Origin of the sequence: Reinekea blandensis MED297 (assembly GCF_000153185.1) — a bacterium.
GTDB lineage: Bacteria > Pseudomonadota > Gammaproteobacteria > Pseudomonadales > Natronospirillaceae > Reinekea > Reinekea blandensis.
Genome location: NZ_CH724149.1, coordinates 110,293 through 135,436, shown reverse-complemented (window position 1 = coordinate 135,436; position 25,144 = coordinate 110,293). Strand labels below are relative to the sequence as shown.

At 54.2% G+C, this 25,144-nt stretch carries 22 protein-coding genes; 11 read left to right on the top strand and 11 right to left on the bottom strand.

Features of this window, described 5'->3' with window-relative positions:
* Positions 1 to 8 precede the first annotated feature (8 nt).
* Both MED297_RS00720 and MED297_RS00715 read right to left on the bottom strand, forming a co-directional pair.
* Positions 9 to 2,036 carry a methyl-accepting chemotaxis protein gene (locus MED297_RS00720; protein WP_154650801.1) on the bottom strand — a complete coding sequence of 676 codons (2,028 nt, stop codon included), beginning with the start codon at positions 2,034 to 2,036 and terminating at the stop codon, positions 9 to 11.
* A gap of 185 nt (positions 2,037 to 2,221) precedes the next feature.
* The gene (locus MED297_RS00715) at positions 2,222 to 2,710 is read right to left on the bottom strand and encodes a TIGR00645 family protein (RefSeq protein ID WP_008041434.1); all 489 of its coding nucleotides are present in this window, start codon (positions 2,708 to 2,710) and stop codon (positions 2,222 to 2,224) included.
* Positions 2,711 to 2,817: 107 nt separating this feature from the next.
* On the opposite strand from MED297_RS00715, the gene MED297_RS00710 reads away from it, so the two are divergent.
* Positions 2,818 to 3,687 carry a hypothetical protein gene (locus MED297_RS00710; protein WP_008041433.1) on the top strand — a complete coding sequence of 290 codons (870 nt, stop codon included), beginning with the start codon at positions 2,818 to 2,820 and terminating at the stop codon, positions 3,685 to 3,687.
* Here the strand turns inward: MED297_RS00710 and MED297_RS00705 are convergent, their stop codons facing one another.
* The gene (locus tag MED297_RS00705; RefSeq protein WP_008041432.1) at positions 3,688 to 5,211 is read right to left on the bottom strand and encodes a DUF3612 domain-containing protein; all 1,524 of its coding nucleotides are present in this window, start codon (positions 5,209 to 5,211) and stop codon (positions 3,688 to 3,690) included. It abuts the gene before it with no gap.
* A gap of 151 nt (positions 5,212 to 5,362) precedes the next feature.
* Between MED297_RS00705 and MED297_RS00700 the strand changes: the two genes are divergently transcribed.
* Positions 5,363 to 5,944, top strand: coding sequence for an aldolase/citrate lyase/malate synthase family protein (locus MED297_RS00700; protein ID WP_008041431.1), 582 nt, complete (start codon positions 5,363 to 5,365; stop codon positions 5,942 to 5,944).
* Positions 5,945 to 6,036: 92 nt separating this feature from the next.
* Here the strand turns inward: MED297_RS00700 and MED297_RS00695 are convergent, their stop codons facing one another.
* Complete coding sequence (locus MED297_RS00695) at positions 6,037 to 7,950, bottom strand: DUF3857 domain-containing protein (RefSeq protein WP_083779289.1); 1,914 nt, start codon at positions 7,948 to 7,950, stop codon at positions 6,037 to 6,039.
* Positions 7,947 to 8,987, bottom strand: coding sequence for a hypothetical protein (locus MED297_RS00690; protein ID WP_008041428.1), 1,041 nt, complete (start codon positions 8,985 to 8,987; stop codon positions 7,947 to 7,949). The genes MED297_RS00695 and MED297_RS00690 overlap by 4 nt, the downstream gene beginning before the upstream one ends.
* 234 nt (positions 8,988 to 9,221) lie before the next feature.
* On the opposite strand from MED297_RS00690, the gene MED297_RS00685 reads away from it, so the two are divergent.
* From MED297_RS00685 to MED297_RS00675, 3 genes are all read left to right on the top strand, one after another.
* Entirely contained in the window at positions 9,222 to 11,114 is a 1,893-nt protein-coding gene (locus tag MED297_RS00685) for a hypothetical protein (protein ID WP_008041427.1), read from the top strand.
* Complete coding sequence (locus MED297_RS00680) at positions 11,111 to 11,701, top strand: DUF924 family protein (protein ID WP_008041426.1); 591 nt, start codon at positions 11,111 to 11,113, stop codon at positions 11,699 to 11,701. Before MED297_RS00685 ends, MED297_RS00680 begins: the two co-directional genes overlap by 4 nt.
* A 71-nt stretch (positions 11,702 to 11,772) precedes the next feature.
* Entirely contained in the window at positions 11,773 to 12,510 is a 738-nt protein-coding gene (locus tag MED297_RS00675) for a DsbA family protein (protein WP_008041424.1), read from the top strand.
* Between the two features lie 70 nt (positions 12,511 to 12,580).
* On the opposite strand, the gene MED297_RS00670 is transcribed toward MED297_RS00675, so the two are convergent.
* From MED297_RS00670 to radC, 4 genes are all read right to left on the bottom strand, one after another.
* Complete coding sequence (locus MED297_RS00670; RefSeq protein WP_040556486.1) at positions 12,581 to 13,288, bottom strand: lysophospholipid acyltransferase family protein; 708 nt, start codon at positions 13,286 to 13,288, stop codon at positions 12,581 to 12,583.
* Between the two features lie 378 nt (positions 13,289 to 13,666).
* Entirely contained in the window at positions 13,667 to 13,825 is a 159-nt protein-coding gene (gene rpmG / locus MED297_RS00665; RefSeq protein ID WP_008041420.1) for a 50S ribosomal protein L33, read from the bottom strand.
* Positions 13,826 to 13,836: 11 nt separating this feature from the next.
* Positions 13,837 to 14,073, bottom strand: coding sequence for a 50S ribosomal protein L28 (gene rpmB / locus MED297_RS21715; RefSeq protein WP_008041418.1), 237 nt, complete (start codon positions 14,071 to 14,073; stop codon positions 13,837 to 13,839).
* A 481-nt stretch (positions 14,074 to 14,554) separates the two neighbouring features.
* The gene (gene radC / locus MED297_RS00660; protein ID WP_008041416.1) at positions 14,555 to 15,229 is read right to left on the bottom strand and encodes a RadC family protein; all 675 of its coding nucleotides are present in this window, start codon (positions 15,227 to 15,229) and stop codon (positions 14,555 to 14,557) included.
* A 159-nt stretch (positions 15,230 to 15,388) separates the two neighbouring features.
* Between radC and coaBC the strand changes: the two genes are divergently transcribed.
* From coaBC to slmA, 5 genes are all read left to right on the top strand, one after another.
* Positions 15,389 to 16,606, top strand: coding sequence for a bifunctional phosphopantothenoylcysteine decarboxylase/phosphopantothenate--cysteine ligase CoaBC (gene coaBC, locus MED297_RS00655; protein WP_008041414.1), 1,218 nt, complete (start codon positions 15,389 to 15,391; stop codon positions 16,604 to 16,606).
* Complete coding sequence (dut, locus tag MED297_RS00650) at positions 16,603 to 17,061, top strand: dUTP diphosphatase (protein ID WP_008041412.1); 459 nt, start codon at positions 16,603 to 16,605, stop codon at positions 17,059 to 17,061. Before coaBC ends, dut begins: the two co-directional genes overlap by 4 nt.
* Before the next feature lie 144 nt (positions 17,062 to 17,205).
* On the top strand, positions 17,206 to 19,761 hold the full coding sequence (locus tag MED297_RS22590) for a phosphomannomutase/phosphoglucomutase (RefSeq protein ID WP_008041410.1): 2,556 nt from the start codon (positions 17,206 to 17,208) through the stop codon (positions 19,759 to 19,761).
* 125 nt (positions 19,762 to 19,886) lie between these two features.
* On the top strand, positions 19,887 to 20,792 hold the full coding sequence (argB, locus tag MED297_RS00640; RefSeq protein WP_008041409.1) for an acetylglutamate kinase: 906 nt from the start codon (positions 19,887 to 19,889) through the stop codon (positions 20,790 to 20,792).
* A gap of 2 nt (positions 20,793 to 20,794) precedes the next feature.
* Positions 20,795 to 21,391: a nucleoid occlusion factor SlmA gene (slmA, locus tag MED297_RS00635; protein ID WP_008041407.1), complete on the top strand. Its 597-nt coding sequence runs from the start codon at positions 20,795 to 20,797 to the stop codon at positions 21,389 to 21,391.
* Positions 21,392 to 21,398: 7 nt separating this feature from the next.
* Here slmA and MED297_RS00630 read toward each other — a convergent pair whose 3' ends face one another.
* Entirely contained in the window at positions 21,399 to 22,424 is a 1,026-nt protein-coding gene (locus MED297_RS00630; protein WP_154650799.1) for a hypothetical protein, read from the bottom strand.
* A gap of 110 nt (positions 22,425 to 22,534) precedes the next feature.
* Between MED297_RS00630 and MED297_RS20930 the strand changes: the two genes are divergently transcribed.
* Positions 22,535 to 23,422, top strand: coding sequence for a GGDEF domain-containing protein (locus tag MED297_RS20930; RefSeq protein WP_008041401.1), 888 nt, complete (start codon positions 22,535 to 22,537; stop codon positions 23,420 to 23,422).
* A gap of 24 nt (positions 23,423 to 23,446) precedes the next feature.
* Here the strand turns inward: MED297_RS20930 and MED297_RS00620 are convergent, their stop codons facing one another.
* The gene (locus MED297_RS00620; protein WP_008041400.1) at positions 23,447 to 24,877 is read right to left on the bottom strand and encodes an aspartate kinase; all 1,431 of its coding nucleotides are present in this window, start codon (positions 24,875 to 24,877) and stop codon (positions 23,447 to 23,449) included.
* Positions 24,878 to 25,144 lie beyond the last annotated feature (267 nt).

Sequence of the window (25,144 nt, the reverse complement as noted above, 5' to 3'; positions counted from 1 at the left end):
TTAGCTGACTATTGAGTCCTGAACAGAGCCACGGACTCGCTTTGTTTTTGCACTAAATCGCTGAGTTCCACAAACGCCTGCGCGTTCTGCGACGCATTGTCGAGAATGCGGTCAGCAATGACGGCGATTTCTTCGATTTCTGCGGTCACCTGATGGGTCGTCTGTCGTTGTTCCGAGGTTTGACTGTCGATGTCCGCACTCTGCTGATTGATGCCCACCAGCGCCTTTCGAATGGCCTGAACGGAAGCCTCCGTCCGTTCAGCATTCTGCACCAGCACATCGAGACGGTTGAGGTTCGCTGACATGGTTTCCGACGCTGTGGCGGATTGAGTTTGGAACCCAGCGATCAGGGTATCGATCTGTTCCGTCGCCGCCTGCGTTTTACCGGCCAAACTGCGCACTTCATCGGCCACCACCGCAAAGCCACGCCCTTGTTCACCGGCTCTGGCCGCTTCAATCGCCGCATTCAACGCCAGCAGGTTCGTCTGCTCGGCAATGCCCTGAATGGTGGTCAGGATTTGCGAAATGTTCACCGACTCGTCTTTTAAACGTCCGATCACCTCCCCGGCGGACGACACCCCCGAGGCCAGCTCTTTGACGTTATCAAACGTCGACTGCACGTTGTCGTTGGCTTCTTCGGCCGATTGGCTGACGCCATTCACATCCTCCAATGTCGACGACGCCCCCTGACTGATCTGCTCAGAGCTCTCGGTCAGCCGATGTGTCGCACGCACAATACTCTCCGATTTCTCTTTCTGATCACTGAGCTTACTCAATGAGTTCTGGGTGGTCTGGGTGACTCGCTGAGTCACGGTTTCGATGAACCGGGCATTTTCCGAGATCCCTTGAATGATCGTGCGCAGATTGCGGATTAATCCGTTAAGGCCTTCGGCAATGACGCCAAACTCATCACGGGAGCGGATGGCAACATCCTGCGACAAATCACCGTCGCTGACGTTAGCCAAGACGGCCTGTATCTGTTTCATCGGCCGGCGAATAGAGCGAATGACACTGACAATTACGGCACCGCCAAGAGCCAGCGACACCAGCAATACGACACCCAGAGTGCTGAAGGCCCGCTCGTTGACCGACTGAACCCGACCCGCTGTGGTCACCGTTTGCGCGGCAACCCGGTCAATCACCGCCTGATGCTGCGTAATACCGGAGTTCACTGCTTCGGCCAATTGCTGCAACAGTTCGGTATCCCGATCCTGCAACTGGTTTCGCTGCACATAGAGATTAAACAGCGCCTCGTCGTTACCGATGATTTGGTCTGCTAACTCAACGTAGGGCAAAGTTTTGCGGTGGATGTAGTTGGCGGTACTCTCCAGAGCTTCCATTTTCGGTGCCAGTTGGTCGATGTTCCGCTGCAGATTGCTCATCGTAATCTCCAGCGTATCGGGGTCAGTAATGCCCACCACAGCGGCCGACGCAGATCGCATCAACCGGAGCTTTTCCATCACCAGGCGAGCATCCACTTCCACCTGAATGGCGTTAGGGTCTTCCTCATTTTTCAACCGGTTGATGGTGGTTTCAACCAGCCGCATGTCACCATCGAAACTGAGCCAACTGCCGGAAACGGACTGATAACGTTCGTTGAACTGTTGTGCCACCAACAACGCATCCCGATGAACATCCAGATGCTGAGCCCCGATGTCAAAACTGACTTGCGCCGCCTGCTGGGCCGCGTCGACGCGTGTGGTTAGCTCCGTCTCACGGCTGGCCGTCAACACCTGCTGATAGGTCGAAATATATTCACCGACAGCGGCTTCAAACTCGGCGCGGTAAGTGGCCATGGTCTCCGGAGTTTCGCTGGCGGCGTGTTGAGACACCGACTTATTTGCATTCTGTAACTGGATCTGTAGCGAATAGGCCCGCTTGAGCAGGGGCAGCACCTCATCGGCCAGGCCATTAAACTCAGCGCCGGTCTGACGTTGGTTGTTCACCGCGACCAGCGTCGTCACGACCATCAAAGCCAGAACCAATGTGAATCCAGCCGATATTTTGCCAATCAATGTTATTGTTATTTTTTTCAATGAAACCTCCGGGCTCGGAATAACGACATCTCACCGTTCCCTGGTGCGTTTTTCAGACCTCAGGTCTGAGCACAAGCCTTCAGTATAGAAAGGTTTTCTGAGCGTGCGCGGCCTGCGCAGCGGAGGTTAAGAAAATTTGTCTCGGGAGGAACGGCCAAGCCCGGAACAGACCCGGCCGCGATAAATCAGTGTTTGGTGATTTTGTCGAGAAAGCCCATGGTGAAGGCCGACAGAACAAAGGTTAAGTGAATCAGCACATACCAGATGATTTTCTCTTCATCGTAGTAGGTCAGATTCATAAAGACCTTCAACAGATGAATAGACGAAATGGCCACAATCGACGCTGAGACTTTGTTTTTCAGGCTATTGGAGTCGAGCTGTCCCAACCAGGCGAGTTTCTCATCTCCCTCATCGATGTCCAACTTGGAGACAAAGTTTTCGTAGCCGGAAAACATCACCATGACGATCAATCCGCCCACCAGCGCAATATCGACCAGTGTTAAGGTCACCAGAATCAGGTCCACCTCTTTCATCGTCCACAAGGTCGGTACCAAATGAATGACTTCCTGAAAGAACTTCACACCCAACGCCAATAAGACCAGGCTCAAGCCCAGGTAAATCGGTGCCATGATCCAACGCGACGCGTACATCAGGCGTTCAAAAAAACGTTCCATAGTCTTCCCTATTCTCAGTTTGCGGACGAGGTTTTACCATAATGCACGCATCAGTCATACCGCTTATACTGAAACCACACACCGACTCAGCGCTGACGGCCTAACTCATGATATCTCGTTGTTTAATCGTCCTGACATGCTCGCTGACCCTGTCCGGTGTCTGGGCGGACCCCATCCTCATTGCCCGCGAACATACCGACATGTCGCCCTTTGCCTTGGTGATCAAAACCCTGGAAGCCGCTCTGCAGGCCTCGGACGCGCCAACCTCTCTGATTTGGGCGGATGCTACCGATATGAATCAAACGCGAGCGATCATTGAAATGGAGCAATGTAACGCGCCATTCGATGTCTATTTCACCGGCTATGACGCGACGCGAGAATCCCGGCTGCTTCAGGTTGATGTGCCATTGACCGGCGGGTTGTTGGGTGTGAGGGTCTTGGCCGTCCGTAACGATCGAGTCGACGAACTGGCTGCCAGAGTCAACCAGCCACGCGGGTTGGTGATTGGCTCCGGCAGTGGCTGGCCCGGCACCCGCATTTTGCAGTCCTATGGCTATTCCGTGCAGACAGCGCCGTATTTGTCGCTTTGGCAGATGCTGGAAAGCGGCCGAGTAGACGCGTTTCAGCGGGGGATTCAGGAAGCCCAGCTCGAGCTGGCATCCCGACCAGAACTGACCACCTTACCGAACACCCTGTTTATTTTCCCGATGGATTTTTTCCTCTATGTGTCGCCTTGCCGAGCCGATCTGCATCAGCAGTTGACCGAAACGCTGACCGCTTTTGCGGACTCGGGCGCACTGGAACAGCTGCTGCGCAAAGACCCGACCGTACAGAATGCCATCGCTCAGTTAAGCCAGCCAGAAACCCGTGTTCGGGTAATGGCCGAACCCGACGATCCGGACCCGATCTACGATTTGCTCTTGCGCTATGGACTGACCGAAGTTCAGGCTCTGCTTCGCCAACAGCTGGCAAACTGATCAGCCCCGGTTCCCATAGCAACAGGGAGTGCGAGGACAGTTCGCGCTTTTTGAACAGATCAGCTGAGCCGGTTCCTGTGCCCCCCGATCAATCCAGTTAATGTTGAGGATCCGCGACACACTGGACAGTTCCGTGCGGATGTTTTTCGGGATCGTCGCGACCCCGCCTTTACTGACACAGGCATCTTTCAGGGTCTGCGCCATCTCTTCCGCGTTGTTGCCTTTGGTTTCCAGCGCCGGGTTCAGGTCGATCCCGGCGGTCAGAACGTGACCGTTGCCGGCCATGTCGTTGACCTTAATGGACTCACAACAATAGATGCGCGGACCGGTCACCGTATCCAGAATCGAAATCTGGGCCGATGAGACGTTAACCTCTTCGTTGATTTTCCGGAACACCGCCCATTGTGGACAGGGGTCATCGACCGCACTGAGGTTCCCCCAGGGCAAAGGAATCCCGTTCCCGCGGTAAACCGCCTTCAGCTTGCCGGGCGAATAGGCATCAAAATAATGCCAGTGCGAGTAGGGCGAGACCGCCGTCATACGGCGCATCGCCACCGAGGCAGAGACGCCCACCTGCTTATGCACGTCAATTTCATACCCCATCCTGTCTAGCAACTGGCGGAACGGCACCCGTGGACACAACAACGCGCCGGCAAAAAAACTGGACTCAAATGAGCGCCAAGCCCGCAGGATGTTCTTCGCATTGACCATGGTAGAAGCCGTATTAATGTCGCCAGCCTTATTGAACTTACCGCCGTGACTGCCACCGACCGCCTTAACCGTTTGATAGCCGTCCTTGGTATGCAGCACACAATGTCCGATGTGCACGGCCATTTCGTACTTCAGGCGGGTCGGGAAGTCTTTCAGCGTCTCGTTTAAGAACAAGACACCGTCTTCCAGGTAGGATGAAATGATGTTTTTCGAATACACCCCCAGCTCATCGATGACACCCTTCGGTGGCTGACGGAACCAGCGGACACCCAAGCCCTGTTTTTTCAGCAACGCCGTCAGATCTTCGACCGACAACGGCATGCGCTTCTGTCCGACCTCTTCAGCGGCACGTTCCAGGTCGGGGAAGTGGTTCTGATGATGTTCCTGATAGGCCCGAATCAGCAAATGAGCGAACTGTCGGCCGGAAACGCCAGCCTGAGAGAGCAGTTCCGGGATGGCGATCTGCAGGATGTCATTGGAGAACAGAAAGCTCGGTTCCAGCGGCATGCCGGGAATGCCGCCCTTGGTTTCACTTTTCACCGGGGCGATGGCCTCAGCCTGCGGCTCATCGTCCAGAAACCAGTCAGCGTCCTTCTGGAACACCGCCGCGATGACTTCGAGCATGTCCAGGCTGGGCGTGCGCTTACCGCGTTCAATCATGGAAAGGTAGCTGACACTGGGGGCGGAATCCGGGTCGACGCGAATACAGCGTGCTGACAGGTCTTCCATGGTCAGATTGTTCTGTTTACGCAGGTTCCGGATCTTGGTACCGAGAAAATGCGACTGGCGGATCAGGCTTTTACTGGCTTTCATTTTGTAAAATTCACATTGTGAAATTTTATTTGTGAAATTGTATTGTTTTTTACCCTATAGTTCCACTCATGCCATGCAGCACAGCCGAGAACAACGAAAACACGGTGACATAAGCTGAGCGTAACCCGAACTGACGAAGAGAGTGAAAACGATGACTGCCCAACCACACCCGCAAATCGATCATGGATTTGAAAGCTTCATCAAAGAAGAAGTCACGCTGATCAGCTCGCTCAACGATGCGCGCATTCAGCAAATGATGGACTACAGCAAACAGTTCCTGGACAAGGTTTTCCCGCTGTCAAAAGGATCACACAAAGACGTGCGCAACTATGTCGTCTACTACCAGCACCTGCTGGCCTTCTTTGAAGATGGCACACAGGCGGGTCTGAAGTCACCGAAGCAGTTTGTCGCACTGAGCGGCCATAAAGAAGATCCGACCTCAGTGGTGCTGAAGAATGATGAAGGCTACCACGTTGAAATCATCTTCAACCCGAATGGTAAGCGTGGCCGTCGCGACGCCGCCTGTGTCGACGACATTCAGGTTGAAACCAAGGCTATGGATATGGGTGACGTGACCATTGCCGCTAATGACGAACCAAGCCGAACGCACTGGTTCAGCATGGTCCGCGGTGACAGTGAAATCACCACCACCAAAGCCGGCAAGCGCATCTGTAAATGCATCGAGAAAGCAAAGAGCTTCACCGGCAAAGACGGCGAAGATTACCGGATCTGAGTGCCGAACATCGAGCACAAGCTCGAACTATCGGTAACCAATCCCCTGAAAAGCGCAGCACCGACTGCGCTTTTTTTTGTGCTTTTGGAGAACTAGGGGTTGGCGCTGTCAGCGCTGAAAGGCGCTTCAATACGAATGGTCTGCAGAGCCAGAAAGCGATCCAACAGCTGATTGAACTCATCCTGTTCAGTTAAGCCGATCGTCTGATGCGGTATCTCCAGGATTGTCTCGATCGACAGCCGGCCATCATTGAGTATTTTGCTCACCCGCTTAAATGAACCGAACCGATGCACCAGTTCCACAGTCGGAGCGGGACTCATGACCCGCCAATGCGCAGTCACATCCACGTTATATCGACTGCGATAGCGAACGCCATCCAAGGTGACGGCGTCATACTCATTGTCCAGGTAGCTGGATTGAAGATCGTCAACCAACCAGGCATCGTCTTCGGTATACCGCAGATGATTGTCCGTGGTCGCAAACGCACTGTAGTTGGCCTCGGTACGCACCTGCAGTTGTCGGTAATCATCTTCCCGCTGGGTCCCAGCCAGAGCCATGGCACTCACATTGTCCGTATCGGCAACCACCTGCTGATATTGTCGAACCAGCATTTGCTGTTGCTCATCGGTATCCGAGCCTCGTAACTGCTCGCGCATATAGGCGGCAAAGGCATCCGAATAGGTTCGCGTTTGCACTTCGTGAAGGCCGCCGGCCTCGGTAAACACCAGTTCTGAAAGGATATCCATGGTCCAGCGGTGTTTCTCGGCGGGTATCTGTTCTGGTTTGGTCGTGGATGTCAGTGGCAAGGCCACTTTACCCTGTATCCAGTTGGATGTGCTCTGCCAATGAACAGTGCTGTCCGTTGGGTCCAGACAGTATCGCTGCCCCTGATACGCCAAGCACAATACGATGTGATTAAAGTAATTCAGGCTCGGCAAAACTAAGCGATCAGGATCTGTTCGATTGGTCGATACCAGCACCGGCGTCGCCTCCACCCCTTCGAGCGCCAGCAAAGCCTGAAGCAGTGCCGTTTTATCTTTGCAATCGCCGTATCGGTTCCGGATCACCGAATCATTGGTATGGGGCGTATGCGTATGCCCTTCTGTCGAAAGAGACACATAGCGGATGTCTTCAGCGACAAACCGAAACAGCGCTTCGATGCGCTGAGCTTTGGAGTCGATACCGTCAACAAGTCGCTGATACAACGACTCGACTTCAGACTGCTCAGTGAACGCATTCTGATACAGGGTTAATGCATGCGCGGCCAGCTCGCTCCAATCCAGATTAACGGCAAAACTGACCCCTCGTAACTTATCTCGCCAGTAGGTCGTGCTGTCAAACTGCAAGGCGGGAATGTCTTGCCCTGAGCAGCGGGTCTCATGGGCCAGTGACTCACAGTAAACGGCAGGATGTGAATTATCCCAGTTCAGCGTGACCGTGGGTGCGCGAACAATCAGTTCGAACTGTCGCAACGGAAACAGACTTTCCGCTCTTATATGGTCCGCAAAGGGCGTCTCTGTAAGCTTAAGATCTGAGGTAATTTCGTAGTCCAGCACCGTATAGCCATTGGCCTGCATCCCCGGCAACGCCAAATACAGAACCCGGCCGTTGCTGAAGGTATTGTATTGATCGCTGTCGCCGTATTGAGCATTGGCGGGGTCAAACTGACTGACGGTGCCATCGGGTGATAAAGTCGCCGCGGTGTGGACCCGGACCGATTCACTGACATCATCAAAGTAAATCGATTCCGTGCCATATTCTTCCACCGATGAGGTATCGGGATAGAACCAGAGTGCCTGAATACGGCGAGTCACCTTGTTCCCATCAACATCGACGACGATTCGCCGCAAGACATTCGTCACTTCATCATAGCCGGCGACCTGTTCCTGCTGATCGAGCTTTGCCCGCGCGATCAACGCATCGCTGTCCATTGGAAAAACGACTGACGCCCATCCGTTCGCGGGCATGAGCCATACGCACAGCAGGGCAAACATTATTCTGTTCATTGGAGGGAGAATCCTTCTATGGCGGCCCGGATACTGGTCATGATGCCTCCGTCTTCCGATTCCGGCGTGGCAACGAGGGCATAGAGTTCATAAACGGTTCCATCTCGTTCCAATACCGCCGAGAACTGAGCATCGGTACCAAAGTCAATGGATGTAATGCATTCCTGAACCGCTTTCACGTTTAATGAACCCGGTTCAAAGGTTTGATGTTCGGAACAGACCATGCCGTCGTCGATGTTCATGGCCTGAATGTGTCGGGACGCCAACACCTCGTTTACGGACTGGTTGGAATATTGATACACGTTAACGATGAACCCCCTGTTCACACCGCGCAGTGTCACCAGATCATCCGGATCTTCCGGGGTCTCTATCTCCAGCCAGGGCACGCGTTGAATCGGCCAGGTAAGCCCGGTGCCTTCGACGGTAAAAGCCGGGACATCAACATGCCGGGCCAACACGTCCTCCATCATGGACTCAAACACCATCAATGCGGCCAACACAATCGTCAACAGAAAGCCCATGATCGCCACGACCCACTCCCACCAATGAGTCGCCGGTTGCCTGGGCTGCTCGTGCAAGCGGGTATCGACCCGTTTAATTCGGTGAATGCGCCATGCCAGCAGACTGTATAAACCGGCCAGCAGCGCCAGGATAGGAAACAGCCAGAACTCGGCCACCGTCTCACTTCGGTTGATGACGGAGGACAACAGGGTCAATAACACCACCGCGATGATCCACAGAACCGCGATCCAGTTCTGCAACGTTAACCCCATTCGCTGCTCATACCCGGTGAGTTCACGATGCAGAGACGGTAGTGCGAACAGTTGCGCCGGTAAAAATAACGGAACAAAAAACCATAGCCATGGCTTACGTTGACTCTGGTAGAGCTTTTTCAGATCACGGATCTGTGACACCAACAGAAACGGCGTATAAAGGCCTAAGGTGAGCAACAAAAGTAAGAAATCGAACCAGGCGGTGCGGGGGGCGGTGACCGACCCGGAAATCTCAGGCTCCGGTGCCGATACAGACTCAGTCATGAATTTATATCCCTGTTCATAAACAGCCTGAACCCTACCTCAGAGCCCTGAAAAAACCAATGTCTCTCGTCAGCCAAAGGTACAACTCTCAGGCTTCATCTCAATTGACACTGATGACGACAAAATTATAGCGAACCACCCCTCATTCCATCCCTCCAATGCTTGAATAGCGCGGGATATCGGGTAGCTTAACGAGCATGATAATAACGATTCAGTAGTCGAGGTTTCGGATCGATGGAAAACGCGCGCTATCACCTGGTGTTTGAAGGGTTCAAACCCGATGCCAACAAAACCGCCGTCAGCTTTTCGCTGAAAGATCAGCTGTCCCTGAACGACAGTCAGATTAATGACATGATGGCCGGTCGCCGGACTGTATTAAAAGAAAATCTCAATAAAGAGTCGGCCCAGAAGCTGGGTCGTGAACTCACCCAGGCCGGCCTGATTATCAAAGCCAAGGCGTTAGCGGTAAATCAGAAAAACAGTCCGGAAGAGGTCCGCAAGCACCTGCTCAATGGCGGGATCGAACAATACTTTGCGAGCAAATACCGGCACGCCAGCGATGAACTGGAAACTCAGTTCAGTCTGATTATCCTGGCGGCTATGGCGGTCGGCACCTACTTTATACTGCCACTGATTGGCCTGGCCATTCTCAGTCCGCTGTTGAACCTATCGATCTGGGGCAGCCAGTTTGTGGCGGCGTTCATCCAATTACTGATCGCCAGTTTGTTTTTTATCCCGGCCGTTGTCCTTCGGCCACGTCCTGCGCAGGTCGATGGTATCGCTGTGGATAAAGACACCGAAGAACTGCTTTGGCGACTGACCGACAGCCTTGCTGACTACCTGTCCGCGCCTAAGGTCGCGGATATCATATTGGTCAATGACCCGGTCTTGAACGTTCACCAGAGTCCCAAACAATGGCTGAAAAACAGCTGTACGCTGGAAGTTGGGTTACCGGTAATGGAGTCCCTGACCTTGCAACAGTTTGTCGGTCTGCTGGCCATGCGTATGACGCCTCGGGCGTCTCGCTTCTATGCGCTGACGTGGGGTTTATTCATTCAATGGTACCGCGCGCTGCGTACCCTGCATAAAAAGACCGCCCTGTTGTTGAACAACTGGGTGCTGCCTATGTATGAGCATCAAAATCAGCGGGCGCAAAACATTGCCAAAGACCTGGTCGGCATGGGGGAATGCCGACGATTACAACGTATTGAAAAACGCTTCACAGAACTGGAACGCGATTGGCCAGAGTTCACCGAGTACTGCCACCGTCTGCGTTTACGCGGCACGCAATGGCAATCGCTGGTGGTACGGGATTCACAGGCCGACAAAGAAAACGATGAGATTCATGCCCTGTTCCGTATTGAGTCACCCGCTCTGTGGGCACTGTCGACAACCGAAGGCTATCAGAAAGCCATCAGCCGCCAGCAGGGACAGGCGGTCTTTACCATGCCTGGCCAACACCTGTGGCAGACCTTCCAGAAATACATTCCGTTGGCTGACCGCTTCAACGATCAGCTGATTCGTCCGGAAGCGCTGATACCACCAACCGACGCCAGCCCCCGAAAAAAACGACCGAATGCGTTGCTGCTGAACCGCCAGGCACAGGACGTCTTGCATACTCAGCAGTTGATGATTGAACAGTCGCTGGAGTTGCACGCCAAACCGAAAAAAATTAAAGATGTGAACGTTCAAATCAGCAAATGGCGGGCTACGGCCAATGCGTTGTGGCCTGAAGATGCGTTGCAACACAAACTCATGGGCATCGCCAAAGGCGCCTTTTCAGCATTTCAAACCCTGCAACAGATTCAAATGTGGCGACTCAACGACCAGAAGGTTCCTCAGGATAAACAGCGACGTCGGGACCAACAGATTCTTAAACAACACCAGAAGTGGGTCGGGCAAGTTCAGAAGCTACCGGCCTTACCCTTGTTGCCGAATGGCAGCGGAAAGCTGTCCGACCAAATCCAGACAGCACTGGGTGAAACGCCTCTGAGCGAACTGTCCGTTCAGGACATTCTGCAAAATCAGGCTTACTTCCTCGATTTAACACGCACCTACTGGGTGTTTATCGCCGGCCAGATACTCAAACCAAAAACCTTTGCTGATGAGATGGAGCAACAGGCATGAGCGATTGGCAACAGGTATTGGCGTTTTGGTTTGGTGACCAGTCGCCGCCGGATAAAGCCCGGCAAAAACGCTGGTTTCAAGCGTCGGACGCAACCGATCAGGCCATTGCCGCTCAGTTTAAAGACACACATACCCGTCTCACGCAGGGTTATCCGGACGACTGGCCAAACACACCCCACGCCCGCCTCGCGGCCATTTTGGTGATTGATCAGTTCAGCCGGAATCTTTATCGCGGACAAGCTCAGGCTTTTTCCTGGGATGCGATGGCCGTTGAATGGGCTGTTCAGGGGTTAGATCAAGGCCAGTTCGATTCGCTGACACCGGCCGAGCAGGGTTTTGCTGTCTTGCCACTGGTGCACTCCGAATCACTGCCGTTGCACGATCAAGCGCTGACATTTTTGCGATCGGCTCAGCAACAAGACGAACCTGACGGAATCCTTACAGGCTTTCTCTCGTCGGCCCGGGAGCATCGCGATATTATCGCCCGATTCGGTCGTTATCCGCATCGAAACGCCGTACTCAATCGGTCATCGACCCCGGAAGAAGCCGACTACCTGGCAAACGGAGCCAAGCGGTTCGGCCAGTAGCGATGAACTTTTTACCTGCTCTCGGGTCTTAAGCCAGACCCGTTTGAACCAATCTCTTGTTTGGAGCCACCATGTTAAAACCTTCCTTTATCAAGATTGCCGGCGTTTTGCTGGGGTCGCTGATGCTTGTTGCCTGCGCGGCGAATGCGGACGACCTGTCCCGAGATGACGTTGAACAGATTGTTCGCGATTACATCCTGGAAAATCCGGAAATCATTTCAGACGCCATCCATATCCTGCAGGAGCGCGCCGAAAATGAACAAGCGGCTCAGCAAGCCGCCGCGCTGACCGAACTCCAGGGCGCCCTGTTTACCAACGACCTGGATCCGATCGGCGGCAACCCAGACGGCAGCCTGACACTGGTCGAGTTTTTCGATTACAACTGCGGCTACTGCAAACGCTCAAACAGCGTCCTGCAGGCATTGATCGCCGACAACCCAAATCTGCGTGTGGTCTACAAAGAATGGCCGATCCTGTCGGAAACCTCTGCGCTTGCAGCCCGGGTTGCGCTGGCGGTTAACCTGAAGCAACCTGAGTACTATGAAGCCCTGCACCGTGCATTCCTGGAAGCCAGCAGCCTGCGCAGTGAAAAGGACGTCTGGAATGTTGTTAAGAAAGTCGGGGCTGATCGCGCTATCATTGAGCCCGCCCTGCGCGCGCCGGAAGTGGAGCAGCACTTACAGCAAACCTCAGTCCTGGCGCAGCAACTCGGCATCACCGGAACACCGGCCTTTATTGTTGGCGACCAGGTTCTGAAAGGCGCCTATCCTCAGGAGCAAATCCAACAGGCCATCGATTCGCAAAGCTAAAACCGTTGCGCCCTGCATAAAAAAACCCGGCCATGGCCGGGTTTTTTGTTTAAAGAGGCCTCACCAATGATCAGGCCGTCACGCCGGTTTCCAGATCATCCGCGGCGGTGCGTGGCTTCTTCTGCATCCGTTCCATTTGAGCATAAACAACCGCCTGCGCTTCACGCATCAGCGCTTCAGGATCGCCCTGGTCGGTCGGGATCGGTTTGTGAATATATATATCAATCACCCCTGCGCGTTTGATGTACGACTTGCTCGGCCAGTACTCGCCAGAGTTATGCGACACCGGCACCATGGGTGCACCCGCCGCTTTAGCCAGTACGGCTCCCCCCTTACGAAACGGCAAGGGTTCACCCGGTCGGGTGCGCGTGCCTTCCGGAAAGATCAGCACGGAGCAGCCATCCGCCATGCGGGCTTTACCCTGATCCACAATCTGGCTCATGGCCTGTCGACGATTACTGCGATCAATGGCAATTGGCTTCATCAGTCCAAAGGTCCAGCCAAACAGCGGGATTTTCAACAAACTGGCTTTGGCGACCTGTGTTTGCGGCTTGAACAGATGCTGCATGTAATAGGTTTCCCAAGCCGACTGGTGATTGGAAATAATCACGCAGGGCTCTTCGGGGATGTTTTCACGTCCATGCACCCGCACACGGATACCCAGTACGTACACGGTCAGGAAATGCATGACCTGCGCCCAGCCACCAATCACAACGTGATAACGGGCCGGATAGGGAATCAGAAAGGCAATAAACCCGAAGATCAGCGCCCAGGTCATGGTGAATGGGACACTGACAAGATAAAAGAGAACCGTTCTAAAGACTGATATGAGCATCCGTTCAGCACCACCCAATTTGTTCAATTTTTCAACAGTGTACGCCAGCACAGTCGACTGTCTGCATCAGCGAAGTGAAATAATCGTTTCCATTATGGAAAGGACAGTTGTCTATTAAAAGAAAAATTCACCGCGAAAGCGCCCGGTGACCTGCGCTCAAGCGATAAGTTTACGTGGAAAAAGCGGTGTTGGAGCACAAGAACCCGTCAAATATCCCATCTGTTTAATCACAATTGAGAAGTACTTATTATTTTGGCACACAAAAAACCCGGCTCAGGGCCGGGTTTCTGGAAGCAGTTAAACTGCCATGTCGAAAACCAATTACTTGATTTTCGCTTCCTTAAAGATCACGTGCTTACGTGCTTTAGGGTCGTACTTTTTGAATTCCAGCTTATCTGGAGTTGTACGCTTGTTCTTGTCTGTCGTGTAGAAGTAACCAGTACCGGCAGAGCTGACGAGTCGGATCTTATCGCGTGGCATGTTGTGGCTCCTTAAACTTTTTCACCACGGGCACGGATGTCTGACAGTACAGACTCGATACCCTTTTTGTCGATGATGCGCATACCTTTAGTAGAAACACGCAGTTTAACGAAGCGCTTTTCACTCTCAACCCAGAAACGGTGTGAGTGCAGGTTCGGCAAGAACCGACGCTTAGTTTTAATTTGTGAGTGGGAAACATTGTTCCCGGTTACAGGACGCTTACCTGTAACTTGGCAAACTCTAGACATTTTTGGACGCCTCCAGTTGTCGGTGACACCGAATTCAACAATAAATAATTCGACCACAGGAGTTTTAGATTTCAGCGCGTGCCGTTTGCAGTGCAGTAACATCATTCCGATGGACTGAATGTCTCCGCACTGTGTCCGAAAATACGGGCGTCGCGTGAGACCAAAACAGCGTTTTAACCACGTTTCGACCGAAGTCAGCCGGCGATTAAACTCAAACTAAAATCGTTGGGACCTGGGGCCCTGATTCAAAGAGGCGCGATTTATACCAGAAGATCCCGATTAACTCAAGAAAACATGGCGATTTTTTGGACGGTTACCCACCCTAGTGACCCATGCGGGAAGTTCGGTTACTCATGGTCACAGCCAGTGAGGTCAGAACAAGGCGGAAAATCGCAGGCATAGTGGGGCTATGTCAAGATTTCCCAGCGACGTTATGGCCTCTGTGGCGTCGAGCTGTGTGATTTAACTTCCACATGGTCCACTAGAGCAAACCGCGCTCAGCAAAACTGACGACAATGCCCTGCCCGACCACCATATGATCCAGCAAACGCACATCCACCGTCATCAATGCTGACGCCAATCGCTTGGTGATCATCTGATCCGCCTGACTGGGTTCGGCAATGCCGCTCGGGTGGTTATGGGCCAGAATCACCGCGGCCGCATTGTGCCGCAGCGCCGCCTTAACCACTTCCCGTGGGTATACCGCTGCCGTATCGATGGTTCCCTGAAACAGAGTCTCAAATGCCAAGACCTGATGCTGGGCACTCAGCCAGATGCAACAGAATTGCTCATTTTGTAAATGACTCATCTGAGCCAGCAAAAACTGTCGGGTATCGCCCGGCGACGTCAGCGATGCCCGCTGTGTCAGATCGGCCTTCAGGTAGCGGCGAGCCATTTCCAACACCGCCTGGAGCTGAACATACTTGGCCGGTCCTAAACCCGGGCCTTCACAGAACCGGGCTTGGTCCGCCGCAAACAGTGAGGTCAGGTTGCCAAAGCGATTCAAAATGGATTGCGCAAGCCCCACGGCATCAAGACCGGGGATTCCGGTGCGCAGGAAGATCGCCAGTAACTCGGCGTCCGACAGCGACGCTGCACCGCTGTGCAGCAGTTTTTCCCGCGGGCGTTGTGCCTGCGGCCATTCCTTTATTGACATATGCAGTCCTTTGAGTGATCCGATAAGACGTCTGGCTGTGGTATCCTGCCCGTCCTGGGCGCAGTCAGACCCTCGCACTGTAACAAATATCCCGTAATCACGGGAACTGCGTAGGTCAACCTGTGCTCTAAGGCTACTTTCTGACTGGAACCGCACACTATGGAACCCTTAGCCCTGAGAGATAAACGCATTCTGGTCGGCATTACCGGGGGTATTGCCGCCTATAAATCCGCTGACCTGGTCAGGCAGCTGATTAAAGCCGGCGCAGAAGTCCGTGTGGTGATGACACCGGCCGCCTGTGAGTTCATCACCCCGCTGACGCTGCAAGCACTGTCTGGCCAACCGGTCAGCCGGTCTCTGCTCGATGAAAGTGCGGAAATGGGGATGGGGCACATCGAACTGGCCCGATGGGCCGACCTGATGCTAATCGCACCAGCTACCGCGGACTTTATCGCCCGGTTAAACGCTGGCATGGCCAACGATTTGCTCAGCACGCTCTGTCTGGCAACTCAGACCCCCATTGCACTGGCCCCGGCCATGAACGAAAAAATGTGGTTGAACCCACTGACACAGGCCAACCTTTCGCGTTTGCAGTCGGTACTACCGACACTGCGCATCTTTGGTCCAGCCTCGGGTGAGCAAGCGTGCGGCGATCTGGGTTACGGCCGCATGCTCGAACCAAGCGAGCTGGTTCAACTGACCGCGTCGCAGTTCCAGACGCCCCAACTCAAGGGCAAGCATCTGGTGATCACCGCAGGGCCGACGCGTGAGGCCATTGACCCGGTGCGCTATCTGAGCAATCACAGCAGCGGCAAAATGGGGTTTGCTCTGGCGGAACAGGCCGCACGCATGGGGGCGTCCGTTACGTTAATCAGCGGCCCGGTCACCCTGCCGACTCCCGCTGGCGTCACGCGCATCGACGTCACATCGGCTCAGCAAATGCTGCAAGCCGCTGAACAGTCGTTAACGCGCTGCGATGCTTTTATTGCCACCGCCGCCGTCGCCGATTACCGACCGAGCGAATCTGCGGCCCAAAAACTGAAAAAGGGCGAAGCCGATCTGAGCCGGATCGAACTGACCGAAAACCCCGACATTGTCGCTACCATTGCCCGGCATTCGATGCGCCCGTCACGGGTAATCGCCTTTGCGGCTGAAACGCAGGATCTGGAAGCGTACGCACAACGCAAGCTTGATAAAAAACAGGTGGATGCGGTAGTCGCCAACGATGTCTCCCGGACCGATATTGGCTTCGGCAGCGATCAGAACGAAGTGCTGTGGGTGACCCGGGACCAGAGCCAGCCCTTTGGGCCCGACACCAAATCCGCCGTCGCCACCTTTATTCTTGAACAACTGATGACTTTGGATACCTCTGCATGACCCACAAACTGCAACTGAAAATTCTGGACCCTCGCGTCGGACAGGACATCCCTCTGCCAGCCTACGGCACCGATGGCGCTGCCGGCATGGATCTGCGCGCACTTCTGGATGAGCCACTGACCATTCAACCCGGTGAGACGCACCTGATCGGTACCGGGCTGGCCATTTACATCGAAGACCCGGCACTGGCGGCTACCATTTTGCCGCGTTCAGGTTTGGGCCATAAGCACGGCATTGTGCTCGGAAACCTGGTCGGCCTGATTGATTCGGACTATCAGGGCGAGCTGATGGTGTCTTGCTGGAACCGGGGTCAACAGGCTTTCACCATTGAGCCGGGTGATCGCATCGCTCAACTGGTCTTGCTGCCGGTTGTGCAGGCGAGTTTTACGGTTGTGGATGAGTTTGCAGATACCCAACGCGGGGCGGGCGGCTTTGGCAGTACCGGCCATAACTAGTGTTCTTTTACTGCCGGGCTATTAACGCTCGGCCTCCGTTCCGTTAAAGTAGCCTGAAAGCGCTTTATTTTCCTACCCAACCGGGCTGGACACCATGCTAGAGTAGACTAAACGCCGACGACTTCAGACAAAGAGGGCTAGTTTGTGGCCAAAAAAAAGACCACCCCGAAAAAGAAAGGTGCCGCACCAAAAAAATCCAGTAAAGGTAACCGCAGCGTTCTGAGTTTTTTGCTGTTGCCGATTCTGTTCGTTTTGATCGCAATGGGCGCCGCGGCCTATGTCGTCATTAACATTCTCATTGCGCCGGTGAATGATCGCCACCAGCAGGCATTGATCGACAACATCGCTAATCAATACGACGCCTACATTAATAACGTCCTTGAACAGCATGACTCGCTGATGAACCAGATCGCGTCCAGCCAGTACGTCATCGATCAGGTCAGTCAGGGTGATGCCGAGCTGCTCTTGGAAGCCGAATCCTTTATTGCCAGTCAGATCCCTTATGGTCTCTCTGTACACGTGTTTCCGGTCCGCCAGTCCCGCTTGATACCAGACGATACCCCGCCGCTGTCGCACGCGGGTCTGGACATGATCCGCAAAGCTGAGCAGGGCCAGAACCTGTCCATGGAAGCGCATCAACACGATGGCGAGGCTTATCTGCAATCGGTCAGAGCCGTACGCAACAATTCTGGCCGCCTGATTGGCACCGTAGCCATTGCACAGTCCCTGGATTATCTGTCCGAACAACTGGGCGGCATCGATGGCACCAAAGGCAACCTGGTGATCGAGCAGCAGTTTGAAGGCGCTCCCCGTCAAACACTGCTCACCTATGGCGCGAAAAACACCAACGAAGTCATTCGATTAGGCGTCAGCAATCCTAACTGGACCTTAACCTTCCAGCCCTCGGACGAACTGGCCTACGCCAGTGTGCTGAGCACCAATTTGCTGTGGACCGTATTTGGCGCACTGGCCATTGCCTGCATCCTACCGATTTTCCTGGCTGGCCAACGGGTACAGCAAACCCTTCGTCACGATGCCAATGCCTTTGCCAGAGAAGTGCAGAACCTGCTGTCCGGTCAGAAAACCGCACACTCCGATTTCGAGTTCGCCATCTTCAGCACACTGGCGAAAACCATCAACCGCATGCGTATGGGCAAACAACAGTCTGGCCGGGGGCCATCAGCCTCGACAGGTGGTGCCATTCTCGACACGCCGGCGCGAGCGCCAACCGCTCAGGACGACGTCACCGATTTTGACGTTTCCATGATGGACAGTGACAGCGACCTGCTCGGCATGAATCAATCTTCGGCTCCGGCACAGCCGCAATCGGCGGTGCAGCCCGACATTTTCCGGGCCTACGATATTCGTGGCATCGTCGGTCAGGCTCTGACCGCAGACACCGCACAGCAGATCGGGCTGGCCATAGGCTCTGAAGCCTATGACCGAGGCGAGCAGACCATTATCGTCGGCCGTGATGGTCGCCTGTCCAGTCCCGACCTGACTCAAGCCCTTATTCGAGGACTACAGGCCAGCGGACGGGACGTTATCGACATTGGCATGGTGCCAACACCCGTTTGTTATTTCGCCTGTCAGCACCTGAAAGTCGGTTCCTGCGTCATGGTGACCGGCAGTCACAACCCGGCCAACTACAACGGTTTTAAAATCGTTCTCGGCGGTAACACGCTGATGGACGATGAAATCAAAGGTTTGTACCACCGCATTGAGAACCAGAACTTCCTGTCCGGGTCTGGCAATCTGACCAATCAGGATGTTTCCGCCGCCTATCTGCAACGCATCGGTCAGGATGTGAAAGCCAAGCGACCGCTGAAGGTCGTCATCGATTGCGGTAACGGCGTGGCTGGTAACCTGGCCCCTCAACTGGTGAAAGGCGTCGGTTGTCATGTCTTACCGTTATTCTGTGACATCGATGGTAACTTCCCGAACCATCACCCAGACCCGTCCGATCCGGCCAACATGCAGGACCTGACCCGAACCGTTGTGGAAACCCGAGCCGACATCGGTCTGGCGTTTGACGGAGATGGCGACCGTATTGGTCTGGTGACCAACAGCGGTAAAGTGATCCCTGCCGATCGGCTGCTGATGTTGCTGTCAAAACAGGTACTGCAAAACAACCCCGGTGCGACGATTCTGTTTGACGTGAAAAGCTCTCGCCGTCTGAAAAACCTGATTCTCGGCTTCGGTGGCAAGCCGGTCATGTGGAAAACCGGCCACTCCTTCATGAAGCGAAAGATGCGAGAAACCGGCGCCGCGTTAGCCGGGGAAATGAGCGGTCATATCTTCTATCAGGACCGCTGGTTTGGCTTTGATGACGCACTCTATACCGCCGCTCGGTTGATCGAAATCCTGGCGGACCAAAACGAAACGATCGATACCCTATTGGCTGAACTGCCGCAGGATTTGTCCACGCCGGAGCTGAGCATCAGCACGACCGATGAGCGTAAGTTCCGGGTCATCGAAGCGCTGCAACGTAACGCCCAGTTCCCGAATGGACAAATCACCGATATCGACGGTGTCCGCGTCGACTACCAGGATGGCTGGGGCCTGGTACGCGCCTCGAACACCTCACCTAAGCTGGTGTGCCGTTTCGAAGCCGATAATGCAGATGCACTGCGCCGCATTCAGGACCAGTTTAAACAACAGATGCTGGGCGTTGACAGCCAGCTCCAGATTCCTTTTTAATGCGCAACGATTGCAAGTGAGTCTTCACTAACGGCCCCGGCCCGAGGACTCAACAGCCAGCTAAACGTCACCAGCCAAGCGGCTGGTGGCACCCGGTCACGTCAACCTTCACCGAATGGAACGCTATGTCTTTGGATAATAAAACGGCACTGGAGTTTGTGCAGGTTCTGCACGAAGCGCTACCGTATCTGCAACGTTTTCAGGGAAAAACCGTCGTTATTAAATATGGCGGCAACGCCATGGTCGACGAACAGCTGAAAGCGGACTTTGCGCGCGACATCGTGTTGCTGAAAACGGTCGGCATCAATCCGGTCGTCGTGCATGGCGGCGGACCTCAGATTGGCTCCCTGCTGGAAAAACTCAATATTAAAAGTGAGTTTGTCGATGGTCTTCGGGTCACCACGTCCGAAACCATGGATGTGGTTGAAATGGTACTCGGCGGTCTGGTGAACAAAGAAATTGTGTCGCTGATCAATCAGGCCGGGGGTAAAGCCTATGGCATTACCGGTAAAGACGCGCACTGCATCAAAGCCCGTAAGCTCAAGGTGACTCGGGATAACCCGGGGCTGCAAAAATCCGAGATCATCGACATCGGCCATGTCGGTGAAGTCGAAACCATTGAACGCGAGTTCATCGAACGCATGAGCCAGGGTAATTACATTCCGGTTATTGCGCCCATCGGTGTCGGTCATGACGGCGCGTCCTACAACATCAACGCCGATCTGGTGGCGGGGAAAATGGCGGAAGTCTTGGAAGCCGAGAAACTGATTCTGCTGACCAACATTGCGGGGCTTCAGGATAAAGACGGTAAGGTGCTGACCGGGTTGTCGACAACGCAGGTCGACGATCTGATCGCCGATGGCACCATTTACGGGGGCATGCTGCCCAAAATCCAATGCGCGCTGGATGCCGTTCACAGCGGCGTGACCAGCGCTCACATCATCGATGGCCGCGTCTCTCACGCCACCTTACTGGAAATCTTTTCCGATCGCGGTGTCGGTACTCTGATCACCAACGGTCTGGAGGTCTGAGCATGGCGGATATTCAGGCGGCCACCTCACGTCGAGATCAGATTCTGCAGGCACTGGCACAGATGCTGGAGTCGAACCCCGGCCAGACCATTACCACCGCCAAGCTGGCGAAGCAGGTTGGCGTGTCGGAAGCAGCGTTGTATCGACACTTCCCCAGTAAAGCGAAGATGTTCGAAGGGCTGATTCTGTTCATCGAAGAGACACTGTTTTCGCGGGTTAAGATGATCATGCAGGAAGAAGAGGCCGTCTTGCCTCGCTGCGAAGCGATCATCACCCTGTTGCTGGCGTTTTCTGAACGCAATCCGGGCATGTGTCGTATCCTGATGGGCGATGCTCTCGCCGGTGATGTAGAGCGGCTACGTGGACGGGTAATACAGGTATTTGACCGTTTGGAAATGCAGATTAAACAGGCCATTCGCGAAGCTGAAATCCGCGAAGGGCTGCGCCCGAGCCTGACACAAACCCAGGCGGCCAATCTGTTATTGACCTACGCAGAAGGCCGCATCAATCAGTTTGTGCGCAGTGAGTTCAAGCGCAAGCCGACCGACGACTGGCCCGCCCAATGGAAGGTCCTGTCTCAGGCCATCTTTCCGTCCTGAATCCGGTTTAAAAGCCCAGCGACGCCCCCGCGCCTGTGTACAGAGTAAACGCGGGGGTTTCAGATTCCCACTTGGCTTCAGCAAAGCCGTACAATGAAAACGATTCGGACATCACCACCTGATTCACCAAGCTGCTGTAAAACGCCAGCCGACGTTCATCATCCTGATCCACAAAGTGATTTGCAGACAGCGTAAGTTTTAAGCGCTGAGATTGCTCACCGAGCGACCAGGGGTGCTGACTGTAGAGCATCACGGACTGACCCTGAGCCTCCGTCAACGTATTGTGGGTGGCCTGCAATAACAGTCCGAGCGTGAACGCCTCACTGCGGTACTCGTTAATCCAGCGACCCAATTGTGCATTGCCATAAGCACCATTCAACTCAATGCCGGCAAGGCTTCGAAAGTGTTCACCGAGCCACGACAGCGTAACGCTGTAGCCGGTTTCCCCACCTATCTGTTCCGCGGGCATCAACGCGCCACTCAGTTGAACCCGGCTCCCCACCAGCGGTGTTCGATAGCGCAGGCCATCAACAGCCGTGACTCCCTGCGGTAAACGCAGCGGGCTGGCGCCGGCAAAGTCCAGCGCCAGGGGCAGGTTATCCGGGTCTTGATGCATGAGCGTCAGCCATTGATTAGTTTCCGATAACGGTGTCTCGCCATAAAACAGTGCCACCGTTCCCCAGCGACCCTCTAAGGACAAATCACCGCGCCGCATATAGGGGCTCCAGCTGTCCAACAGGTTTAACCCGAGGTTCAGATCAAAGCCGGCTTTGAGCTCTGGCGTCACAGGTGTTGAGTTACGAAATCCCAGTTCGGTCAGATAACCCGTCACTTCCAACGCGGTGCCGTCACTGACCGTACGGGTCTGAGCAAAGCCATTGGCGTAACCATAGAGTCGGGTATTGGCCTGCGCGGACAAGGCCACGCACAGGCACAGAAGGCAAAAAGTTAGGTGCTTGATCAAAGGTTGTCGTCCCCGGTCGTTCACGCTGAAGCAGGCATCCAGCATAGAGGGTTTGACGTCAGAATTCACGATTCACCGGATTCAACTCCGTGATTCCCGTTTCGATCGACTCCGGTTCAGCTATACTGTGAACTGAATCTAAAAGTCGCGTCGACACCAAAGAAATGAAAGGCACTACTATGGCTCAGCTCTCCAATCACCCTGACGACGCCATGATGTCCACAACCGATGTAGCGGGCCTCGCCCGACTGACTCTGGATGGCCAGGCCCGAATCACCGAGGCCAACACCCAAGCCAAAATCTGGTTTCCAGAACTGGTCCCCGGCCAATCACAGCTGTGCGACGCTTGGCTGGTCGGCCAGGATCTGCAGATCATTGACCGCAACTATCGCCCGATACATCTGCCTTCTCTCGTACAGGGAGAACTGGCTGAACCCTACCTAGGCCTGGCCGGTGCGCGCGATACCCAATGGGTGCAATGGCATCATCATCGCCAAGGGCGAAAAACGATTCTGACGTTGGTGGACGTCAGCCCGTTAATGAACGAACTGTTCACAATGCAGGATTCCTTCGAAGAAGCCAGCATCCGCGATTACGCCACCGGCCTGTACAACCGACGCTATGCCATGGAACGCTTGGAGCAGATGTATCTGCATGCCAAGCGTTACCACAACCCGTTTACCATCGCGTTGGTCGACGTCGATCATTTCAAGCGCATCAACGACACCTTCGGCTATGCGTTCGGCGACAACGTCATTGAGCAACTGGCCGGAGTGCTGGTCCGAAGTCTGCGTGAAACGGATATCTGTGCACGCTACGCTGGCGAAGAGTTCATGGTGTTGATGCCGGAAACGGAAACGCAGGAAGCAATCCTGTCGCTGGATCGACTGCGTCAGCAGGTTTCGGAATTAAAATGGACCAACATGCAAAGACCGGTCACGGTCAGTTCCGGCGTCATTTCGTGGCAACCGAACAAGTCGGTCGAACAACTGATGTTTTTAGCCGATCAGCGCTTATCAACGGCTAAAAAAGCGGGGCGGAATCAGGTATGTGGTGACCTCGTCTGAGGCCACCTCGTTTCAATCTGGTTTTCAGGCGACGCTGACGTCGTACTGGTGCCCTTCAATCAACGCCTGGTGCAGAGCCATGATTGTGGTTTCATAATGATCTTCTTCCACCACGACGCGCACGTCCACCTGACGGATGCTTTGGTAGATGGCCATAACATTGATGTTCCGTTCGGCCAGCGCCGTCGACAGGTTGGCTAAAATCCCCGGGACGTTCATATCCGACCCGATGACCGACACCATCGACACTTTTCGACTGGTCATTTCCGCATTCGGGAAGTGCCGCTCCAACCGAGCCTGAATCCGCTCAACCACTTTTAAGCCCGTATCGAGATACAACGTTACCGTATTGGCATTGTGCTCCTTAGCGAGCAACGGAACATTAAACTCCTGAACCAACTGCTGAATCTCCAGGAACTGATGCGGTTCACCCACCATGTCCTGATCGAACACATTCAGGGCATAGACGTGTCCGATGCCGGCAATGATTTCAACACGCGGTGTAGAAGATCGGTACTCCGTGGTAATCAACGTGCCGTCGTGATCCGGTTCGAAGGTATTTTTCACACGCAACGGAATGTTCTTTTTGCGCAAACCTTTAGCCGCTTTCGGGTGAATCGCTTCCATACCAATCAGTGACAACTGATCGGCCACATCGTAGTTAGTTCGCCCAATCGGCTTCACATTCTTTTCACCGACGACACTCGGGTCAGCCGTCGACAGGTGGTATTCCTTATGGATGACAGCCTCACGGGCCTCGGTCAGTTCCGCAATTTTGGAGAAGGTGATTTCGGAATAGCCGCGATCAAAGGTCTGCATCAGGCCTTCGGCACATTGGGTATAACCCGTAACAATCGGCATTTCATTGGCGACATCGTAGCGGGAAAATACCGTCCGGATCTTATCATCGAGTGGCAGATTATCCGGTTCGCGCCAGCCGGACAAATCTACAAAGCGGGCATTAATGCCTTCGGATTGCAACAGCAACGCGGTGTTAAACGCACTGTGCGCTTCACCAACACCCGCCAGCATTTCACGTACCGTGGCCAGATGCTCATTGATCTGAAAGTGGCCGTAGGAACAGACGCGTTGTAAATCGAGCAGGCAGGAACGCACCCCTTCCATGCGCTCGGTAATGAACTGATCGGCCTGCTTCAGCAAATGCGGCTGTTCAAAAAGCGTCGCGTTAAAGGCACGCATGGCTTTGGCCGTGTCGGTCAACGCCTCGCTCCACTGCCAGTCTGAATCGTTATTGGCAAACAAGGCATACACACCCGGTTCACGGGTTTTCTTGTGCTCCAGCAATCGGTTGGTCATGCCACCATAGGCCGAGACAACAAAAATTCGATTGTACATTTGGGCCTGCGAACGGCTCGTTTGAATAATGTTGTCCCTGACGGCCGGATAGTTCGTCATGGACGTTCCGCCGATTTTCTCTACTGTATGCAATGCCATGGTTGTGTCTGTTCCAAGCAGTTCCGGGGTTGGCCGGAGGTAAGTCTGTTGCCGACAAAAATCGACAGGAGTTGGGATCGCAGGCCGGTTATGGCCCGGCACGAGGCTGAAAGTGTACGGTTTTTAATAGTCAGCGCAATTGAGGAAGGTCTAACCTTAGATGGTTTTTACGCAAGATGATGTTGAGTATTTTGCGACTGTTCGGCGTTCGACGCCCGTTCAATCCTTCGCCTTGCGACGGCTACCGCTGAGACCCCGGTTTCAGAC

Excerpts from the sequence above, each read along its gene's own strand:
- rpmB (WP_008041418.1), bottom strand. The coding sequence starts at position 14,073 with ATGTCTAGAGTTTGCCAAGTTACAGGTAAGCGTCCTGTAACCGGGAAC.
- argB (WP_008041409.1), top strand. The coding sequence starts at position 19,887 with ATGTCTTTGGATAATAAAACGGCACTGGAGTTTGTGCAGGTTCTGCAC.
- rpmG (WP_008041420.1), bottom strand. The coding sequence starts at position 13,825 with ATGCCACGCGATAAGATCCGACTCGTCAGCTCTGCCGGTACTGGTTAC.
- MED297_RS00685 (WP_008041427.1), top strand. The coding sequence starts at position 9,222 with ATGGAAAACGCGCGCTATCACCTGGTGTTTGAAGGGTTCAAACCCGAT.
- MED297_RS00705 (WP_008041432.1), bottom strand. The coding sequence starts at position 5,211 with ATGAAAGCCAGTAAAAGCCTGATCCGCCAGTCGCATTTTCTCGGTACC.
- radC (WP_008041416.1), bottom strand. The coding sequence starts at position 15,229 with ATGTCAATAAAGGAATGGCCGCAGGCACAACGCCCGCGGGAAAAACTG.
- MED297_RS00680 (WP_008041426.1), top strand. The coding sequence starts at position 11,111 with ATGAGCGATTGGCAACAGGTATTGGCGTTTTGGTTTGGTGACCAGTCG.
- MED297_RS00700 (WP_008041431.1), top strand. The coding sequence starts at position 5,363 with ATGACTGCCCAACCACACCCGCAAATCGATCATGGATTTGAAAGCTTC.
- MED297_RS00690 (WP_008041428.1), bottom strand. The coding sequence starts at position 8,987 with ATGACTGAGTCTGTATCGGCACCGGAGCCTGAGATTTCCGGGTCGGTC.
- dut (WP_008041412.1), top strand. The coding sequence starts at position 16,603 with ATGACCCACAAACTGCAACTGAAAATTCTGGACCCTCGCGTCGGACAG.
- MED297_RS20930 (WP_008041401.1), top strand. The coding sequence starts at position 22,535 with ATGGCTCAGCTCTCCAATCACCCTGACGACGCCATGATGTCCACAACC.
- MED297_RS00695 (WP_083779289.1), bottom strand. The coding sequence starts at position 7,950 with ATGAACAGAATAATGTTTGCCCTGCTGTGCGTATGGCTCATGCCCGCG.
- MED297_RS00675 (WP_008041424.1), top strand. The coding sequence starts at position 11,773 with ATGTTAAAACCTTCCTTTATCAAGATTGCCGGCGTTTTGCTGGGGTCG.
- coaBC (WP_008041414.1), top strand. The coding sequence starts at position 15,389 with ATGGAACCCTTAGCCCTGAGAGATAAACGCATTCTGGTCGGCATTACC.
- MED297_RS00710 (WP_008041433.1), top strand. The coding sequence starts at position 2,818 with ATGATATCTCGTTGTTTAATCGTCCTGACATGCTCGCTGACCCTGTCC.
- slmA (WP_008041407.1), top strand. The coding sequence starts at position 20,795 with ATGGCGGATATTCAGGCGGCCACCTCACGTCGAGATCAGATTCTGCAG.
- MED297_RS00715 (WP_008041434.1), bottom strand. The coding sequence starts at position 2,710 with ATGGAACGTTTTTTTGAACGCCTGATGTACGCGTCGCGTTGGATCATG.
- MED297_RS00620 (WP_008041400.1), bottom strand. The coding sequence starts at position 24,877 with ATGGCATTGCATACAGTAGAGAAAATCGGCGGAACGTCCATGACGAAC.
- MED297_RS00670 (WP_040556486.1), bottom strand. The coding sequence starts at position 13,288 with ATGACCTGGGCGCTGATCTTCGGGTTTATTGCCTTTCTGATTCCCTAT.